At 49.0% G+C, this 18,982-nt stretch carries 15 protein-coding genes; 14 read left to right on the top strand and 1 reads right to left on the bottom strand.

Annotated elements, in window-relative coordinates:
• The first annotated feature begins 37 nt into the window (after positions 1 to 37).
• From WMO29_RS03155 to WMO29_RS03110, 10 genes are all read left to right on the top strand, one after another.
• Positions 38 to 643, top strand: coding sequence for a cytidylate kinase-like family protein (locus WMO29_RS03155; RefSeq protein WP_349163733.1), 606 nt, complete (start codon positions 38 to 40; stop codon positions 641 to 643).
• Positions 644 to 661: 18 nt separating this feature from the next.
• Positions 662 to 3,139, top strand: a complete 2,478-nt coding sequence (locus WMO29_RS03150; protein ID WP_349163732.1) for an efflux RND transporter permease subunit — start codon at positions 662 to 664, stop codon at positions 3,137 to 3,139.
• Positions 3,129 to 6,350, top strand: coding sequence for a coiled-coil domain-containing protein (locus WMO29_RS03145; protein ID WP_349163731.1), 3,222 nt, complete (start codon positions 3,129 to 3,131; stop codon positions 6,348 to 6,350). Before WMO29_RS03150 ends, WMO29_RS03145 begins: the two co-directional genes overlap by 11 nt.
• Positions 6,351 to 6,430: 80 nt before the next feature.
• Positions 6,431 to 6,925, top strand: a complete 495-nt coding sequence (locus tag WMO29_RS03140; protein WP_349163730.1) for a DUF1700 domain-containing protein — start codon at positions 6,431 to 6,433, stop codon at positions 6,923 to 6,925.
• A gap of 245 nt (positions 6,926 to 7,170) precedes the next feature.
• Positions 7,171 to 8,025, top strand: a complete 855-nt coding sequence (locus WMO29_RS03135) for a PRD domain-containing protein (RefSeq protein WP_349163729.1) — start codon at positions 7,171 to 7,173, stop codon at positions 8,023 to 8,025.
• A 17-nt stretch (positions 8,026 to 8,042) separates the two neighbouring features.
• Entirely contained in the window at positions 8,043 to 9,425 is a 1,383-nt protein-coding gene (locus tag WMO29_RS03130) for a PTS transporter subunit EIIC (protein WP_349163728.1), read from the top strand.
• A gap of 56 nt (positions 9,426 to 9,481) precedes the next feature.
• The gene (locus WMO29_RS03125; protein ID WP_349163726.1) at positions 9,482 to 10,921 is read left to right on the top strand and encodes a glycoside hydrolase family 1 protein; all 1,440 of its coding nucleotides are present in this window, start codon (positions 9,482 to 9,484) and stop codon (positions 10,919 to 10,921) included.
• Positions 10,918 to 12,132 carry an MFS transporter gene (locus tag WMO29_RS03120; protein WP_349163725.1) on the top strand — a complete coding sequence of 405 codons (1,215 nt, stop codon included), beginning with the start codon at positions 10,918 to 10,920 and terminating at the stop codon, positions 12,130 to 12,132. Before WMO29_RS03125 ends, WMO29_RS03120 begins: the two co-directional genes overlap by 4 nt.
• The gene (locus tag WMO29_RS03115; RefSeq protein ID WP_349163724.1) at positions 12,129 to 12,605 is read left to right on the top strand and encodes a PTS sugar transporter subunit IIA; all 477 of its coding nucleotides are present in this window, start codon (positions 12,129 to 12,131) and stop codon (positions 12,603 to 12,605) included. The genes WMO29_RS03120 and WMO29_RS03115 overlap by 4 nt, the downstream gene beginning before the upstream one ends.
• 63 nt (positions 12,606 to 12,668) lie before the next feature.
• The gene (locus WMO29_RS03110; protein ID WP_349163723.1) at positions 12,669 to 12,839 is read left to right on the top strand and encodes a hypothetical protein; all 171 of its coding nucleotides are present in this window, start codon (positions 12,669 to 12,671) and stop codon (positions 12,837 to 12,839) included.
• A gap of 125 nt (positions 12,840 to 12,964) precedes the next feature.
• Here WMO29_RS03110 and WMO29_RS03105 read toward each other — a convergent pair whose 3' ends face one another.
• Entirely contained in the window at positions 12,965 to 14,521 is a 1,557-nt protein-coding gene (locus tag WMO29_RS03105) for a helix-turn-helix domain-containing protein (protein ID WP_349163722.1), read from the bottom strand.
• A gap of 189 nt (positions 14,522 to 14,710) precedes the next feature.
• Here WMO29_RS03105 and WMO29_RS03100 point away from each other — a divergent pair, with 189 nt between their 5' ends.
• Genes WMO29_RS03100 through WMO29_RS03085 form a run of 4 tightly spaced genes read left to right on the top strand, consistent with a single transcriptional unit; the run spans position 14,711 to position 18,899 of the window.
• Entirely contained in the window at positions 14,711 to 16,288 is a 1,578-nt protein-coding gene (locus WMO29_RS03100) for a PTS transporter subunit EIIC (protein ID WP_349163721.1), read from the top strand.
• Between the two features lie 5 nt (positions 16,289 to 16,293).
• Positions 16,294 to 17,679: a class-II fumarase/aspartase family protein gene (locus tag WMO29_RS03095; protein WP_349163720.1), complete on the top strand. Its 1,386-nt coding sequence runs from the start codon at positions 16,294 to 16,296 to the stop codon at positions 17,677 to 17,679.
• Complete coding sequence (locus WMO29_RS03090; protein ID WP_349163719.1) at positions 17,660 to 18,127, top strand: PTS sugar transporter subunit IIA; 468 nt, start codon at positions 17,660 to 17,662, stop codon at positions 18,125 to 18,127. The genes WMO29_RS03095 and WMO29_RS03090 overlap by 20 nt, the downstream gene beginning before the upstream one ends.
• Complete coding sequence (locus WMO29_RS03085; RefSeq protein WP_349163718.1) at positions 18,111 to 18,899, top strand: HAD-IIB family hydrolase; 789 nt, start codon at positions 18,111 to 18,113, stop codon at positions 18,897 to 18,899. The genes WMO29_RS03090 and WMO29_RS03085 overlap by 17 nt, the downstream gene beginning before the upstream one ends.
• Positions 18,900 to 18,982: the final 83 nt, after the last annotated feature.

Here is an 18,982-nt window from a genome sequence, read left to right as displayed (position 1 = left end):
TAAAATACTGAATTTTTGCGATCGGGAGGAAGGCATTATGGCGCATAAGATACTGACAATCGGCAGAAAGCTGGGCAGCGGTGGCCGCGAGCTGGGGGAACGTGTGGCAGAAAGCCTGGGAATCCCGTTTTTTGATCAGAACCTGATTTCCATGGCTGCAGAGCGCGGCGATCTGGCGGAGTCCTATCTGGCACGGTTTGATGAGAAAAAGCACAATCCCTGGATGTACGAAATGGTTACCGGGGGCAATAAGCATGTGCCCAAGGGAGCGTCCCTGCAGGAAGCTCTGTTTAAGCTTCAGGGCGACGTCATCCGCCATATTTCCAAAAAGACTGACGCAGTGATCATCGGACGCTGCGCGGATTATATCCTCAGAGAGCGGACGGATGCCAGGGTCTTAAGCGTCTTTGTGACCGCGCCCATGGAGGAATGTATCCGGCGGAAGATGGAGCAGAAGAATATCACGGAAAAAGAGGCGGAAGCCCTGATTAAAAAGGTCAACAAGGATCGCAGAAAATATTACGAATTCCATACAGGAAAGGACTGGAGTGCTCCGGAGAGCTACGATATCTATCTGGACAGCAGCAGACAGTCCACGGAAGAAATGACAGAAGTTCTCGTAAAACGGTTTAACGAGCTATAGACAGAGGAGCATTCTATTATGGAAGAAAAGAAACAGAAAAAAAATCCCATGGAGAAGATCGCGACCTTTATTGTGGATAAGCGCAACCTGTTTTTCCTGATTTACATCGCGGCGCTTATCTTCAGTATTTTTGCGAAATCCTGGGTAAAGGTCGACAATGAGCTGACCGATTATCTGCCGGAGACCACCGAAACCCGGCAGGGCCTGGATATTATGGATAAGAATTTCATTACCTATGGAACCTCGCGTATCATGATTTCCAATATTACATATCCCCAGGCGGAGGCCCTGGTGGACCAGATTGAGGCCATCAAGGGCGTAGATCAGGTGGAATTTGATGATTCCGAGGATCATTTCAAGGGAACCAGCGCCCTGTATTCCATTACCTACACGGACGAGGCTGAGAGTGATGTGAGTGTGCAGGCTCTGAATGATATCAGGACCCTGCTATCGGATTATGATGTGTCCGTGGCCGGCGAGGTGGGTAATGACATGTCTGTGACCCTGGCCCAGGAGATTAACGTGATCATGGCCATCGTTATCGTGATCATTATTATCGTACTGTTGATCACATCACAGACCTACGCGGAGATTCCGGTGCTTCTTATGACCTTCGGCGCGGCTATCCTGCTGAATCAGGGAACGAACTTCGTGTTTGGCGAGATTTCCTTCGTCAGTAATTCCGTTTGTTCGATCCTGCAGTTAGGCTTGTCTATTGACTATGCGATTATCATGTGCCATCGGTTCAGTGAGGAGCGGGAGAACCTGGAACCCAGAGAGGCCTGTATTACGGCTCTGAGTAAGGCCATCATTGAGATTTCATCCAGTTCCCTGACCACCATGTCAGGTCTTTTAGCCATGATGTTTATGCATTTCCAGATCGGCTTCGACCTGGGCCGCGTGCTGATTAAGGCGGTTATCTTCAGTATGATCGTGGTATTTACCCTGATGCCCGGTCTTCTGATGCTTTTCAGCAAATGGATTGACCGGACCCACCACAGGAAGTTTATCCCGGATATCTATGGCTGGGGTAAGATTATTACGAAAATCTATCCGCTGCTGATGCCGATTTTCGTGGTGGCCATCGTTTTCGGTTGCTATTTTTCCAATAAATGCCCTTATGTATTCAGCCAGAACAACATCGATACGCTGAATCAGAGTGAGACCCAGCTGGAGGAGAAGAAGATCAAAGCGACCTTCGGTGATACGAATATCATGGCGCTGATTGTTCCGTCCGGACATTATGATAAGGAAAAGGTTGTGCTGGAGGAATTGGAGACATATGACGAGGTAGATTACACCACAGGCCTGTCCAATATCGAAGTGTCCATGGATGACGACAGCAGCTCTGAAAAATCAGATTCCTATATGCTGACGGATTCCCTGACGCCCCGGCAGTTCGCCGAGCTGGCGGATATGGATATCGAACAGGCGCGGATTATCTATTCGGCCTATGCGGTGGACAATGAGGAGTACGGCCACATCATCAACAATCTGGACGGCTACGGTGTGCCGCTGATCGACATGTTCCTGTTTGCCTACGAACATCTGGATTATGTAAACCTGGATCAGGATCAGGTGGATAAGCTGGACGATCTTCATGATCAGCTGATTAAGGGTCAGGATCAGCTCCAGAGCGATAAATATACCAGAATGCTGATTAGCCTGAACTTGCCGGAGGAAAATGATGAGACCTTTGAGTTCTTAAGCACCATCCGAAAGGTGGCGCAGAAGCATTACGGCGAGGACGCGGAGATCTATCTGGTCGGTAACTCCACCAGCGACTACGACCTGTCCAGCAGCTTCAGCCAGGATAACCTGATGATCAGTATCCTGTCGGCACTGTTCGTTATTATCGTACTGCTATTTACTTTTAAGTCAGTGGGTATGCCGATTCTGCTGATTATCGTCATCCAGGGAAGTATCTGGATCAACTTCTCAGTGCCTTATCTGACCGGTACCCCGCTGTTCTTCTTAGGATACCTGGTAGTAAGCTCCATTCAGATGGGCGCGAACATCGACTACGCGATTGTTATCGCGAACCGTTATACGGAGCTGAAGAAGGAAATGCCGGTGAAAGAGGCCATTATCACGACTCTGAATCAGGCGTTCCCGACTATCATTACCTCCGGAGCCATCCTGGCGACCGCGGGCGTGTTGATTGCGCTGATTACGACGAATCCGGCCATCTACGGCATCGGTGTGTGTCTGGGCCGTGGTACTATCATTTCCATGATTCTCGTTATGGCCATCCTGCCGGCCATCCTGATTCTGGGCGATAAGATTCTGGAGCGCACCAGCTTCAATATCAAGTACCCGGAGCGGACCCACAGTGTCAGCGGCAAGGTCCATGTGGACGGCCGTGTGCGCGGTTATATCTCCGGACAGGTTGACGCGGAGATTCACGGCGTGGTAGACGGAGACATCAATGCAGTGGTGGATGTGAAGCAGATAAAGAAGCTGGATCAAGAGGAGGACGAAGAAGATGACTGGTAAAATGAGACATGCGGGGGGCATTCTTCTGGCGGTTGCCATGACGCTGTCAGTTACCTTTTCTGGTGGAAGTATCGTTTATGCGGATGGGGATACCATCACGATTTCCGGTGTGGAGGATCTGGAGAGGCTTGCGAAAAACTGTAAATTGGATACCTGGTCCCAGGGAAAGACAGTGGTGCTGGCCGGGGATCTGGATCTGGCGGATTCGGATTTTAAGTCCATTCCCACCTTTGGCGGAACCTTCGACGGCGGCGGACACACCATTTCCGGCCTGACCTTTGACGGGGACGGTTCCAACGAGGGCTTTTTCCGATATGTGCAGGAAAGTGCAACAGTAAAAAATTTACATATAGAGGGAACCCTGACGCCCACCGGTACCAAGAAAAATATCGGCGGCGTGGCAGGCAGCAACAGCGGACAGATTCTGTCCTGTACCTTCAACGGAACCATTGACGCCCAGACCAATGTGGGCGGTATCGCGGGTATCAATGAGGAGAGCGGATCCATCTATAACTCCTCTGCTTCCGGCAGCATCACCGGAACCCACAGCACCGGTGGCGTCGTGGGCCGGAACCTGGGGCAGATCATCAACTGCTCCAACGAGGCGGACGTCAATACCGGCGAGCATGAGGAAGGCGCGACGCTGGAGGATCTGAACCTGGATACGAACCTGAAACAGCTCTCCGACAGTGATGGAAAGAGCGACATTGTAAATACCACCACGGATACCGGCGGTATCTGCGGTTACTCTTCCGGTGTGGTGCAGAACAGCACCAACGAAGGACACATCGGCTATCCCCATATCGGTTACAATGTGGGCGGCGTGGCTGGACGTTCCGCGGGATATTTAAGCGGTAACCGGAACTACGGTTACGTAGAAGGCCGTAAGGACGTGGGCGGCATCACCGGACAGATGGCGCCGGACCTGACCCTGCGCTTTGACACAGATAAGATTGAGGAATTGCGCGGAGAAATCAATAAGCTGGGAGACCTGGTGGACGCGGCCCTTGATCATGTGGATGATTCCCGGTCTGGTATTTCCGATCGGATGAATAAGATTTCTGATTATACGGATGACGCTAAGAGCAGCGCCAAATCTCTGACCAATAAGACTACAGACTGGGCCGACAGCAACCTAGAAAAGGTCAATAAGTCGGAGGCAGCCATTAAGGCCGGCGTACAGGACGCAAAGGAGGCCCTGACCCAGCTTTCCAATGTGGCCGAAAGTGTCAATGAAGAGATTCAGAGAATCAACGCGATTCTGGATGCCCTCAACAGCCCGGAGCATGCGGACGAGGTAAACAGCATCAAGGAGTCCATGAGCACGGCTTCCGATAAGCTGGCCAGCGCCTCAAAGAAAGCTTCCGACGCCCTGAACCAGTACCAGACAGATCATAATCTGTCCAATCTGATCAACGGGCTGACCGATGCGGCAAATGACCTGAAAGAAGGCATGAATGCGCTGAACGACGCGCAGAATAAGCTGAATGACCTGCTGCAGGATCCGGATATTCAGGACAAGACGCAGGAAGCGCTGGACGGTCTGAAAACCATGAGCTCTGAAATTGAGGAAGCACTGAACGCCATGAAGGCGGCTCTGGATAAGCTGGGCGCGGATGTGTCAGGTATGGACCTGTCCTTTAATCAGCTGGGCGACGATTTCCGGGCGGACGGCGATCGTCTCTACGCGGCGGTAGGCGGTATTTCCGAGCAGCTTGGAAAGCTGGGTGATCAGATTTCCGATATGACGGGAGACATGATCGACGACTTCCAGGGCATTAACGCCCAGTTCAATAAGGTGATGAACACCATGGTGGATCTGGTGACAGACGTCACAGACACCGGCGATTCCATCGAGGATAAAATTGTAGACGTATCAGATGAACAGATAGAGAAAACCACCCGGGGCAAAGCCTACGGCTGTCAGAACTTTGGTGAGATTGAGGGCGATGTAAACGTGGGCGGCATCGTCGGTTCCATGGCCATCGAATACGATACAGACCCGGAGGACGATATTACCAAGCTGGGCAATAACAGCCTGAGCTTTACGCTGGAGACCAAAGCCATCATCCAGAGCTGCGTCAATAATGGTGAAGTGACGTCCAAGAAGGACAATGCGGGCGGCGTCGTCGGCAACATGGCCCTGGGTCTGGTGACAGACAGCGAGGGATACGGCAGTATCTTAAGTACCAACGGAAACTATGTGGGCGGTATCGCGGGCTATTCCGACTCCGTCATCCGCCGTTCTTATGCAAAATGCACCCTGGAGGGCGGCGACTATGTGGGCGGTATCGCAGGCTGGGGTAACGATATCCGGGACTGCTACAGTCTCATCGAGGTAACAAAGGCAGATGAGTACATCGGAACCATCGCGGGCGATGTGGATGAGGACGGCGAGCTGTCCGGCAACTACTTCGTAGGCGACGCCTACGGGGCTGTAGACGACATCAGCTACGGCGGCAAAGCGGAGCCCATGGAATTCGCGGAGCTGGCGGCGAAGGCGGAGATTCCCACCGATTTCAAGAATTTCGAGCTGCGGTTCGTGGCGGACGACGAAGTCCTGAAAACGGTACCTTTCGAGTACGGCGCGGATCTGTCCGACGTGGAGTACCCGGAGATCCCGAAAAAGGACGGCTACAATGGAAAATGGGAAGAGGCCGATCTGTCCGATATGACCTTCTCCAAAGACCTGAACGTCCTGTACACCACCGAATCCACAGCGGTAGCCAGCGATCAGATGCGTGATCTGGCACACTCCACCTTACTGGCAGAGGGAACCTTCAGTCTGGATGCCAAGCTGGTGCTGGTAGAGGCAGATGAAGATATTTCCAGGGTGCCGACCAGAGGTCGCGTACTGGAGCAGTGGACTTCCACCCTGCGGGATCCGGTTCTGACTGACGGCACCTCCTACAAGCTTCGTTTCATTGCGCCTGAGATGAAAGGCAAACCGGGATTGTACAGACTGAATGCAGATGGCAGCTGGAAGAAGATTTCCTATCAGAAGGACGGCAGCTATCTGGTATTTGATGCGGACAGCACCGAGAACACCTTCTGCGTGACCGAGGAGCCGGGCGGTGTGCTGCTGTACATCCTGCTGGGCGGTCTGGCAGTCCTTCTGCTGATTGTCCTGCTCGTGGTGAAGCGGCTGCGGAAAAAGAGAAACGCGAAAAAGGAAGCGAAGCAGCAGGAAGCAGAGGAATCTGAAGAATAAGTTGACAGAAAATACAGGAATGGGATATGATAAGGGCACTGAACAGATACCGTAGACCGGAGAAAGGGCAGAGGTAACAGATGGACAGAAATGAATTTGTGAGCACACTGCGCGCGGTGCTGACCGGCGAAGTATCGCCGGCCGTGGTAGAGGATAATGTGCGTTATTATCAGAACTATATATCCCAGGAGATCGCTTCAGGGAAGAGCGAAAAGGAGGTTCTGGAGGAGCTTGGGGATCCGAGGCTGATCGCCAGAACCATCATCGATACCCAGGGAAACGACGGATACGGAAGCGACCCAACCTATACGTACTATGAGGAAGAGCCGGAAGCTAAGAAGGGCTTCCATGCAGAGTTCAACGATGACGGCGGCATTGACATCAAGTATAAGCGGTTTAATTTCAATACCTGGTACGGCAAGCTGCTGGTGGCGGTGGTTATCATTCTGATTCTCGTTCTGATTGGTGCCATTGTGGGAGGCATCCTGTCCCTGGTGCTGCCGGTTTTGATTCCGGTGGTGATTGTGCTGTTTCTGGTGCGGCTGATTATGATAATTTTTGGCGATCGCTGGTAAGAAAAGATAGAATTCCTCTGTTTACGTAGTGATAATGACGTAAACAGAGGAATTCTTTTTGTAAAAAATAGAAAAAATGTTGAAAAGAAGGTTGACACCGATATCAGAGTGTGTTATATATAATGTATTGAATGACGGGCGTGTTACCCTAAGGAAATGATAGGGGCAGTACCAGTGAAGATACAGTTTGTGTATGTTCTTGGGCCTGTCTTTTTTTGCGTCTAAAAACAGGAGGGAGAATTTCGATGGAGGGGAATTACAGAATTTTAAAGATATTGAATAACAACGCGATTGTATCCAGAGACGCAGATGGACAGGAGGTAATTATCGTCGGAACCGGGATTGGCTTTCATACCCGTATCGGCAATGAAATCAGTCCGGAGAAGGTTTCGAAACAGTACATTCTTCAGGGGCGTGAGAATTACAGAAGATTTGAGGCGCTGCTGAAAGAGATTCCGTTTGACTGCATTGAGATTTCAGAAAAGATTATTGAGAAAGCGAAGCAGGAACTGAAGCGGGATCTGAATTCCAATTTGATTATTGCGCTGGCGGATCATATCAATTTCGCAGTGAGTCAGCTGAAGGCGGGAAACAGAAACCCCAATCTGATGCTGGACGAAATTCAGCGTTTCTACCGGGAGGAATTTCAGGTAGGCCTGGAAGCGGTAGAAATGATCAACCGGCACTATAATATCACATTACCTCGCGGTGAGGCAGCTTCTATCGCATTTCACCTGATAAACGCGGAATCAGGAGGAGATGCAGGCGAAACAACTTCCGTTATCAAAGGAACTGAGAAAATACTGCAGATTATCCAGACCACTTTGAATCTGAAGATGCGTGAAGACACTTTGAGTTATTCACGGCTTGTAACTCACACGAAGTATTTTGTAAAACGCGTATTGGCAAAACCGGATAACACAGAATCAGATATCATGGGAGTGATTCGGATTGACGAGGAGGACGGGCAGTATATACAGATTTCAGGCTGTCTGGACAAAATCGGAGCATATCTGAAGGAAACCTTTGATTATGATATTTCCGAGGATGAAAGGTTTTACATGCTGATACATATCATGCGCATTATGCAGACTGAATAAATCAGGGGGAAAGTACTATGGCAAAAGTGAATTATGCTGATTTGGCACTAAAAATTGTCGAAAAAATAGGAAAAGATAACGTAATATCGGTAACGCATTGTATGACACGGCTTCGTTTTGCGGTGAAAGATCATACGACGGTGGATTTGGATGGAATCAAAAATATCTCCGGCGTCATCGGCGCAGTATACGCAGGCGAACAGGTACAGGTTATCATGGGAAAGCACCTGTTGGACACCTATGAGCAGGTGGTAAAACAAAATAATTTTAAAGAAGAAGCAGTAGTAGAGGAAAATCTGGATACAGAGCCTCAGAAGCAGGGTGGAATCAAAGGAATAGCCAATAATATCCTGGGCTATGTAGTGGCCTGTGTAACACCGCTGATTCCGGCTATGATTGCAGCAGGTATGCTGAAGGTGGTTCTGCTTCTGATTGGAAAAGTAGTTCCGACCTTCTCCGCATCGGAGACCAACATAATTTTGAGTTGGATTGCGGACGCACCGTTCTACTTCATGCCGGTCATCGTGGCTTATGGTGGAGCGAAAAAGCTGAAAGCGACACCGGCTTACGCTATGGTTGTGGCGGCTTCTCTGCTGACTCCGGGCTGGATTGAGATGGTTTCTGCAGGACAGGCCGTGCATCTGATTGGAATTCCGGTGAGACTGCTGACTTATTCCAGTACCCTGCTTCCGGCTCTGTTGATTGCATGGGTAGCGGCTTATATCGAAAAATGGTCTAACAAAGTCATTCCCGGCGTATTTAAGAATCTGCTGGTTGGCCTGATTACTATTACCGTTACCGGTATTCTTGCATTTACCATTTTAGGACCGCTTGGTTCTTATGCAGGTTCTATTATTGCAAATGTGTTCCTGTGGCTTGGCAATACCGTTCCCTGGCTTGGTACAGGCGTTCTGGCTTTCTTCCTGCCGTGGCTGGTACTGACCGGCATGGTTTGGGCGATTTCTCCGTTCCTGGCGTTGAACATTGCGGAACTTGGTTTTGACGCAGTTCTGCGTCCGGCTTATATGTGCCACAATATGGCGGAGGCCGGAGCGGCCATTGGCGTAGCGTTTCGTGCAAAGGATCCGGAATTCAAGGCACTGGCATTTTCTGTGGCGTTTGAGTGCATCGTGGCAGGCATATCCGAACCGGCTATCTACGGAGTCAACCTGAAGCTGAAGCGTCCCATGTACGCAGTTATGATTGGCGGCGCGGCAGGAGGTGTAGTAGCGGCGCTTCTGGGTGCGACAGCATATCAAATGGGCTGGTCCAATATCTGGGCACTGCCGATTTTCATGGAGACCATTCCGGCCATGATTGCAGGAATTTTGGTTTCTATCGTAGTGGCAGCAGTGGCAGCTTTCATTATTGGTTTCGACCAGAATGAGGCTCATGTATAAGAGAAAAAAAGTATGCAGGCAGAGATGCCTGCATACTTAAAAGAAAGGAAAAAGAGATGTCAGTATTCCCGGAAAATTTCATGTGGGGCGGCGCGGTAGCAGCCTGTCAGATAGAAGGCGCTTACAATGCAGATGGACGCGGACTTTCCACTTCGGATATTCATGCCTACGACAGGGCGCTGAACCGGAAAAAAGTAAAAGAGCGGGGCGGTACCCGGGCACAGATTGAGAAAGCGATTCATGATACAGAAGGATATTATCCGAAACGCTACGGTATTGATTTTTATCATACCTATAAAGATGATTTGAAGCTTTTGAAGGAAATGGGATTTCGTGCGTTTCGTACCAGTATTTCCTGGTCCAGAATTTTTCCGAAGGGCGACGAAGAACAACCCAATGAGAAAGGACTGGAATTCTACGATAGCCTGATAGATGAGATCATTGCAAATGGTATGGAGCCGGTCATTACCATGTACCATTACGATGTTCCGCTGTATCTGGTGACGGAATATGGAGGCTTTGCCAATCGCGAGGTCGTGGATTTCTATTGCAACTATGCAAAAGTGCTGTTGGAGCGATATAAAGGAAAAGTGAAATACTGGATCGTTTGTAACCAGATTAATTATGTTCCGGTTGTGAAATTCGGATCTCTGGGAATCTACGACGATCAGACTACGCCGGATAAAATGGAAGAACTGGTATATCAGGCGGTTCACAATCAGTTTGTGGCCTGTGCGCTGGTAAAACAGATGGCATCCCAAATCGATCCGCAGGCACAGATTGGCACGATGATTTCAGATGAGATTTATTATCCAGCCAGCTGCAAACCGCAGGATATTGTGTTTACCTTAAAGAAAAACCGGATGCAGTATTATTTTACAGATGTACAGTTCCGGGGAGCTTATCCGGGTTATGCACTACGGTATTTTAAAGAAAATGGAATTGATCTAAAGATGCAGGAAGGGGATGCTGAAATCCTGAAAAATAACACCATGGATTATCTGGCGATTTCCTATTACTATACCAAGATCCTGGATGCGGAAAAGAACAGTATGGTTCCCTTTGACGGTCTGCAGAATCCGTATCTGGAGCCAACCCCCTGGGATTGGCGGGCGGATCCGCTGGGCTTCTATTATTGCCTGTCGGAATATTGGGACAGATATCAGAAACCGATTATGGTGGCGGAAAATGGCTTCGGAGCCTTTGATAAACTGGAAGAATATGGAAAAGTCCATGATGATTATCGAATCGCCTTTCTGAGAAAGCATATTGAGCAGATGAAGGAAGCGGTAAAGGATGGCGTAGATATTCTGGCTTATCTGAGCTGGGCCCCCATAGATATGGTTTCCAGCTCCAGTAATGAGATGTCCAAGCGGTATGGATACATTTATGTGGATCAGGATGATCTGGGCGGAGGAAGCAAAAAACGAATTCGTAAGGATTCCTTCTATTGGTATCAGAATGTGATTCGAACAAATGGGGAAAAATTGGAATGAAAACAGGAACATTAAAAGATTACACCATGCAGATTGTGTCCATGTGCGGACTGATCTCCTGCTCATTGGGTATCTGCTCAAACGTTCAGGGCGTGTTCTTTACAGAAGCGGCCAAAGATTTGCATGTGATGGTTGGCACATTTTCCATGCAAAATACAGTAGCATGCATCATTACGTATATCCTGGCTATCTATTTTGCGGAAATTGCGGAAAAGGTGAATTATCAGAAAATGCTGCTGACAGGAGCCGTGATGACAGGAATATCCTTTGTGGCCATGGGAGCAATCCGTAATCTGATAGTGTTTTATATTCTGGGAATTGTTCGGGGGATCGGAGCCAGTGTATTTGCAGTAGCGATTGTGACAATTGGAATTCAGAACTGGTTTAAAGAAAAAACCGGATTCGTGACAAGTCTGGTATTCTGCACCTCGGGAATTACCGGCATGGTTCTGTCACCGCTATTTGCCTGGATTATGGAACATTTCTCTTGGCGGGTGGCGTACGTCATCATGGGAAGCATCTCATTTCTGTTGATTCTTCCGGCCATATGCAGTGGGTTTACCTTGAAACCGCAGCAAAAGGGGATGCAGCCCTACGGGAAAGAACAAGCAGAAAAGCGAGAGCAGGCAGGAGCGAGTGTAGAAAAAAGTGCATGGGGCGTATTTGGCGCGCTTGCCGGAATAGCAGTCCTGTACAACCTGATCCTTGGTTTTTCCCAGCATCTTCCTGGTTATGGAGAAAGCATTGGAATGAGTGCAACGCAGGGCGCGTTTCTGTTATCCCTGTGCATGTTTGGAAATGTGGTATTTAAACTGTTTTCCGGAATCATATCAGACCGGTGCGGCGCAGTGAAAACGACAAACTTAATGGTCGGAATCAATCTGGTTTCGGTGATACTGCTTTTTGCATTGCGGGTGCTATGGTTGCAGGAGACTTGTGCGTTCCTGTTCGGAGTCATGTATTCCGTCATAACAGTCTGCCTGTCCCTGACAACACTGGAATGTTGTGGGGGGACAGAATACAGCAGAGTATTTCCGAAAATATCGATGGTTGGTGGAATCGCCAATCCGGTGGCAGTATCATTACTGGGCTATGTGTATGATTTGAGCGGTTCCTATAACGCCGTATTTTTACTATTGTTCGTATTTCATGCAGTGGGTATTTTATTATTGCTCTATTTATATAACAGATCAAGGAGATATGCAGAATGATGTTTTTCAGACGTAAAGAAGAAAAGTTTGTATCGCCGATGGAAGGAACACTGATAAGGCTGGAAGACGTACCAGATGCAGTATTTTCAGAAAAAATGATGGGAGACGGTTTTGCGGTGGAACTGACAGGGGGCTGTATTACGGCTCCAGTCAGCGGCGTGCTGGAAAGCGCGTTCCCGACGGGGCATGCTTTTGGCATCCGGACCCGGGAGGGAATGGAGGTTCTGCTGCATATCGGTCTGGATACCGTGCAGCTTAAGGGAAAGGGCTTTGAAGTGCAGGTACGCCAGGGGGAGAAAATAACCCAGGGAGCACTCCTGGCGAAAGTCGATTTGAATTATATAAAAAGCGCAGGAAAATCTGTCATATCTCCTGTTATATTCACCAGCGGAGAACAGATAGAGATTTTAAAAGAAGGCGCTGTAAAAAACGGCGATGCAGAAATTGTAAAAATCCAGAATCTGGAAAAATAATTTGTGCCATACCTGCCATACTAGAAGTGTAAACGAAACACATTTCACAAGGAGGCAGAAACCATGGCAAACTACACCGACAATATGAACAACAGCGAGAGCAAAAGCTATACCGACATGAACAACGCCAAGAGCTCCGCAAAAAACACCACCGGCAAAAACAGCGCAAAGTCCAAAAGCTCCGCCAAGAGCAGCAAGAACGCAAAGAGCGGGTCCGAGGACTGCAACTACTAAGTCCGACTACGAAACAATCGGATCGCCCGGCTCTGCTCCGTAGATCCGGGCGATTTTATGCGGAGCCAAAGTCAGAAACTCCCGGGGAAGAAAATTTTCCCCCGGGAGTTTCGTCCGTCTTATCCCTACTCCAAAAAGAAATCCGAATACCTCTCCAACAGATAATCTGTAGTCTCCCTCTCCTCCATTCCCCGAATTTCCGCAAGAAAAGCCCCGATCTTCAGCTTCCGTCTGGAGGTAGAAAACCCCATATGATTCAGCAATTCAAAATCCTGCTCCGTCAGATAAAAATGCAGCTTTACACAGGAGTATCCCAGCGAATCCAGCATTGTGGAGATACGGTTCGAAAACACAATCAAAAAATCGTAATCCAGCTTTTCCAGCAGATACAACTCATTGATATTGATCACATCCAGAAGCTCCACATCCACCCGGAACTTCATGCGTTCCATGAAAAAATCAATCTTCTCAATCGAAGAATTGGTCACGATCACCAGCTTCTTCCGATTGCGTCCGGCCAGCTTGTTGCGATTGGTAAACTTTCGGAAAATCAGGGTCAGAGAAGCAATCTGAAAATGATTCAGCCGGGTCTGATAAGTTTCCTCATAGTCAGAGATAGCGCTGCTTAGAATATCATAGAGCCGGTGATACTGCTCTTTTGTTTCCTCCAGCTTATTATCATAAAAAGAAAAATGATAGGTATTTCGTATCAGCGATTTATGGAGATACGCATATACCTCTTCATAAATAAAACGGTCGTCACAAATCCGGGTAATGATATTATTCTGGACTTTCCGTACCAGTTCCCTGGTGATGGCAAAAAGGTGCTCATTTACCGGAGGCATGACCCGTGTGCTGAAATCCAGGGAGGAAATCAGATGATTGACAAAGGTATTTTCCGCAGTGCGCTTCATCAGATGATAATCCTGTACCGGAACGGGCAGATCCCGGGAAGTCTCCAGCGGATGCCCGGAATGCTGACGGAAATACGCGCAGGACAGATAAATATACAGAAACTTTACAGACGCATAGGAAATCCGAAAATGGCAGGTCTCGATAAGCTGCATTAACTGAGTTCGTACCGTCTGGATCTCTGCGTCAGATCGAATCAGAAAATACTCGGCAATCATGGTCTGCAGCGGATGATTGGCCAGACGCCGGGTGAGATGAAAATCCTGACCAACCTCCAGATAGCGGGACAGAATACTGGTGACGCAGATACGAAAGGTCAGTTCATCTCCCACAATCCGAACACCGGTTTTCGGAACCACTTCCGTGCCGAGATTCTGCGTTTTCAACCATTCCGACAGGGCGCGGCTATCTTTTTTCTTAGTCGAAGGGCTGAAATGAAGCGTCTCATATAAATGGGACATATTTAAGGCTGGATTAAAAAAGGCATAGATAACCATAATATCCAGACGCTCATTCTGGGAGGGTACATAATCCTCCAGGGTCAGAGATTGAATAAATGTCAGATATTCCGGATAGGTCATCTGAAAAACAGCCTGGTTGTTGCTGATGAGAATCTGTTGTGCAGGCGCCAGATATTCATTGACCGCGGCGATGCTCCGCTTCACGGACGCAATACTTTTGCCTGAAAGCCGGCTGCATTTTTCCAGAGACAGCGTCTGCTTTTCCTGGATAAAAGCGCAGGTCTGTAAATCGTAAGAATGAATACTCATAGTTCATTTCCCCCATATAGCCGTATTATAGCAGATCTTTCGGCTTAAGGGTCATATTTTGTAATTTTTTCAGGTCGAAAGGTGACCTTGAAGAGAAAACGCACAAGGGCTATAGTATAATTAATCTTTGGCCAAAGGATGCAGAAAAATAAGAGGATGAGTAATTGTTAAGAATTCAGGAGGGTTATGATGAGCAAGAAAAAAGCGGGAAGCTTTAAAGACGGAATCCAGACCTTTGGACGTTCACTGCTGCTTCCGATTGCACTTTTAGCACCGATTGGTATGGTTATGGGTATCTGCAGCGCTTTGGGGCAGAGCTACATGATTGAAAAATTTCCGATTCTGGACGCAGCCGTATTGAAATTGATTATCAGTGGAGCGAAGGATATTACCAGTATTATTTTCAACAATATTCCGATTCTGTTTGCCATGGGCGTAGCGCAGGGAATGGCAAAGAAAGAAAAGGGAATCGCCGTATTCGCATCTGTCGTCGGATATCTGACGCTGAATACGGTCATGAATGTATTCCTGAAAAACACGGGTACGCTGGCAGACGCCGACACCATGGCGCAGGTAGGTCAGGGTATGGTGCTGGGCGTACAGACACTGAAGACTGAGGCTCTGGGCGGATTGATTTCCGGTCTGGTGGCTGCCAAGGTAGCAGATAAGTTCTACAATCTGGAGCTGCCACTGGCCTTCGCATTCTTTGGAGGAAAGAAATCCATTCCGATTATTACGTTTGTATGTATGATCCCGATTGGTCTGGTGCTGCCGATTATATGGAACCTGTTAATCAGCTTCCTGATCAGCATTTCCTTTATCTTTACCACCAACTACATCGGAAGCGGTATTTACTATATGCTGCACAGGGTGCTGATTCCCTTCGGACTGCACCACGTACTGGCAGCGGTTGTCCGCTTTACAGAGGCAGGCGGAACTTATCTTATCAATGGTACAGAGTATGTAGGTATCCTTCCGGCAGTCAATGAGATTTTATTTAACCTGGGTCCGGACAGTCCCTACTGGGCAGAACTGATGCCGAAGCTGACCAGCTACCTGGGAGGTTCTCAGATGCTGACCACACTGTTCCGTATCCCGGCCATTGGTCTGGCGATGTACCATACTTCATATCTGAAGAACCGCAAGATGTGCAAGGGTGTCATCATGACCTGTGTACTGACTGCTTTCCTTGGAAATATCACCGAGCCGCTGGAGTTCTCATTCCTGTTCATTTCTCCGCAGCTTTTTGCGGTATATTGCGTACTGTGCGGCCTGATGACCATTCCTTATCAGTTCCTGCACATCAGCATCGGATACATCCGCGGAACGATCTTCGACTTTGGAATCTTCGGTCTGATGTATGAGAACACCCATTGGGTGAACCTGATTCTGCTGGGTATCGTAAACTTTGTAATATTCTATTTTGTATTTAAATTCTTCATTAAGAAATGGAACCTGGAGACGCCGGGACGGGAGTCCTTCGAAATTGAGGAGTCCGCAAGCACCTTACTGAAGGAGAAAAACTGGCCGGAAATCGCCCGCATTGTTGTGGAGAATCTGGGCGGCCCGGAGAATATCGTACATGTGGAGAATTGTGTATCCCGACTTCGTATTGATTTGCAGGATCCGGAGCAGGTCAATCAGACAGGTCTTCGTGATTCTGGTTGCGCAGGTATCTTTTTCCCGTCCAAGAATCATATTCACGTGGTATTCGGACCGCACGTGGAATTTGTAAGAAATGCCGTTGATAAATTGCTGAAGGGATAAAAAAAATGAGAGCATTATATGATTCAAAGAGCAAAGGAAATGACAGAGGAATCAAGAAGCTACTTACAAAGGAAGCAAAGATAGAATCCTGGCTCCTTGCGGAGGCTGCGCTGGCTGACGCGCAGGCAAAGGAAGGCTTTATTCCCCGCAGCGCAGCAGACAATATCATAGAAAATGCGAAACTGGAGCGAATCGATCTGGAAGAAATGGATCGCATTCAGGCAAAGGTAGGCCATGGCTTTGTGCCATTTGTAAAGGTGCTGGTAAAGGCCTGCAGCGAGGAGGGTGGAAAATACGTCCATTACGGCGTGACCACCCAGAATATCCAGCAGACCGGCCAGCTCTATGTCACCTATAAAATCCATCGGATATTCCAGTCCTATGTGGCGGATATCCTGGATCACCTGGGCGATCTGGCTGAGGCTCATGCGGAGACGGTGATGCCGGGGCGTACCCATGGCCGTCACGCCATTCCAATTACCTACGGTTATAAAGTATCTGTCTGGATCAGCGAGCTCCTGAACGCGCAGGAGCGCCTGCAGGAATGTGAAAAACGGGTATTCCAGGCCATGGCAGGAGGCGCGGTAGGCGCCTTCAACGCCACCGGCGAGATCGGCTGGCGGGTGCAGCAGCGCTTTGCCAAGAAGCTGGGTATGTACAGCATGCCGGTTCCCTCCCGCAATATCTTCAGTCACAAAGAAGAATACATCATGAACCTGGCGCTTTTATGTAACGCCCTTCACAAAATAGCGGAGGAAGTTTACTACACGGGACTGGAAGAATTCGGGGAGGTCAGCGAGGCTTTTCAGAAGGGTACAGTGGGAAGCTCCACCATGCCCCAGAAAATCAATCCGAAGCTGGCGAAGGGCATCATAGCCAACTCCCAGAAGCTCTATTCCCTGGTATCTACCGGACTTTTTACCGGCGTCCGGATGTTTGAGGGAGATTCCAGCGCTTACATGCTGTACGACGGTATGCTGGAGGAAGCATTGGAACTGACGACAGAAGTCCTGATGCGCGCGGAGGAGCTGACTGCCACCCTGCATGTGAAGAAAGAGCGCATGTATCAGAATGCTCTTTTAAATAAGGGTCTCGATAACAGTGAATGCGTCATGATGAAAATAGCGGAAAAGCTTGGCAAGGATCGCTCCCATGAGTTATTATATGATAAAGCGATGCTGGCAGAGCTGGACGGCAAAGATTACCTGACCGTACTGAAAGAAGATCCGGTATTGTCCGACAACTTCACCGATCAGGAACTGGAAGAAATGATAAAACCCGAGAACTACACGGGACTGTCCGCCTTTCTGGCCCGCCGCATGGCAAAAGAAGCAAAAGAATGCGCCAAAAGGGTAAAGGAGAACCAGAAAAATGGGATTATTCAGTCGTAAGAAAAAAGAAGAATTCGTATCACCGATGACCGGAATCCTGCTCCCCATCGAGCAGTGTCCGGATCCGGTATTCGCCGGAAAAATCATGGGAGACGGCTTTGCGATCGAACTGACCGGAGCCGAGGTAACCGCGCCTGTGAGCGGAACCATTGCCACCGCATTTCCTACCGGACATGCATATGGCATCAACACCGATGACGGAAAAGAAATCCTGATACACATCGGCATGGACACCGTAGCGCTGAACGGACAGGGCTTTGACGTAAAAGTAAAGCAGGGAGATACCGTAAAACAGGGTGACCTGCTGGTAAAAGTAGACGTAGAGTATTTGAAAGCGCAGGGAAAATCCGTAGTCTCTCCGGTCATCTTCACAAGCGGAGAAAAAGTAGAGCTGCAGAAAACAGGCGCAGTTCAGAATGGAGAAAACGGCATTGTCAAAATCAGGTAAAATGCTGGCGTCCGACTTCGATCGGACCTTCTATGTAAACTGCGAAATCACAGAGGCCAACATCCGTGCAGTGGAAAACTGGCGGCAGCAGGGCAACCTGTTCGTCATAGCTACAGGACGGGAAGAAAGCATTCTCAGGGAAAAACTGGAAGAATGGGAAGCCGAGGCTGACTATCTGATCTGTAATAATGGCGCGCGTATCGTAAGCTGGGACGGTAGAGTCCTGTATGAGAAAATAATGGATACGGTCGAGGTACTGCAGATAACCGATTATCTGCTGGAACAATATGGAATGCCGGTAGACGTCACCTGCAAAAGCTTCCGGAAACAGGTCATCACAGGAACCGACCCGGAGAAGGATCCCATCATGTACAACGGCATCCGCGAGACCATCACACAGGAAGACTTCCAGAAAGCCTGTCGGGAAGTCCTGCAAGTCCATGTGCGTTTTTCTAATAACGAGGAAACCTGCAAAGCAGCCGAGGCCATCAACGCCCGCTATCCAGGCGCAGAGGCTTTTGTCAACGAAAACAACGCCGACATCGTAAGCCGGGGCCTGGGCAAAGCCGAGGGCATCGCTATCCTGACCAAAGCCATCAGCTTCCGGGGTCAGATCGCCGCCATTGGCGACGCCCATAACGATCTGGGAATGCTCCGTCGCTATCAGGGCTGCACTCTGCAGGCTGCCAACCCGGCTATCCGCCAGGAAATCCCGGTATCCCGCACATTTGCAGACGTAGCTGCCTGCCTGACCTATCTGTCCACAAATTAACGTGTCATCTGAATCGCCCGCTCTGCTTTGCAGAGCCGGGCGATTTTCACGCATCCGTTCTTCACATTCCCTTCGCCTCCCGC

Origin of the sequence: Laedolimicola intestinihominis (assembly GCF_040096155.1) — a bacterium.
Lineage (GTDB): Bacteria > Bacillota > Clostridia > Lachnospirales > Lachnospiraceae > Laedolimicola > Laedolimicola intestinihominis.
The sequence above is the reverse complement of the archived record's forward strand: the minus strand, read 5'-3'. Positions and strand labels throughout refer to the sequence as shown.

Bases quoted from the DNA above. Each gene is read 5' to 3' on its own strand.
- WMO29_RS03150 (WP_349163732.1), top strand. From the start codon at position 662: ATGGAAGAAAAGAAACAGAAAAAAAATCCCATGGAGAAGATCGCGACC.
- WMO29_RS03120 (WP_349163725.1), top strand. From the start codon at position 10,918: ATGAAAACAGGAACATTAAAAGATTACACCATGCAGATTGTGTCCATG.
- WMO29_RS03115 (WP_349163724.1), top strand. From the start codon at position 12,129: ATGATGTTTTTCAGACGTAAAGAAGAAAAGTTTGTATCGCCGATGGAA.
- WMO29_RS03130 (WP_349163728.1), top strand. From the start codon at position 8,043: ATGGCAAAAGTGAATTATGCTGATTTGGCACTAAAAATTGTCGAAAAA.
- WMO29_RS03100 (WP_349163721.1), top strand. From the start codon at position 14,711: ATGAGCAAGAAAAAAGCGGGAAGCTTTAAAGACGGAATCCAGACCTTT.
- WMO29_RS03110 (WP_349163723.1), top strand. From the start codon at position 12,669: ATGGCAAACTACACCGACAATATGAACAACAGCGAGAGCAAAAGCTAT.
- WMO29_RS03135 (WP_349163729.1), top strand. From the start codon at position 7,171: ATGGAGGGGAATTACAGAATTTTAAAGATATTGAATAACAACGCGATT.
- WMO29_RS03155 (WP_349163733.1), top strand. From the start codon at position 38: ATGGCGCATAAGATACTGACAATCGGCAGAAAGCTGGGCAGCGGTGGC.
- WMO29_RS03105 (WP_349163722.1), bottom strand. From the start codon at position 14,521: ATGAGTATTCATTCTTACGATTTACAGACCTGCGCTTTTATCCAGGAA.
- WMO29_RS03145 (WP_349163731.1), top strand. From the start codon at position 3,129: ATGACTGGTAAAATGAGACATGCGGGGGGCATTCTTCTGGCGGTTGCC.
- WMO29_RS03090 (WP_349163719.1), top strand. From the start codon at position 17,660: ATGGGATTATTCAGTCGTAAGAAAAAAGAAGAATTCGTATCACCGATG.
- WMO29_RS03095 (WP_349163720.1), top strand. From the start codon at position 16,294: ATGAGAGCATTATATGATTCAAAGAGCAAAGGAAATGACAGAGGAATC.
- WMO29_RS03140 (WP_349163730.1), top strand. From the start codon at position 6,431: ATGGACAGAAATGAATTTGTGAGCACACTGCGCGCGGTGCTGACCGGC.
- WMO29_RS03125 (WP_349163726.1), top strand. From the start codon at position 9,482: ATGTCAGTATTCCCGGAAAATTTCATGTGGGGCGGCGCGGTAGCAGCC.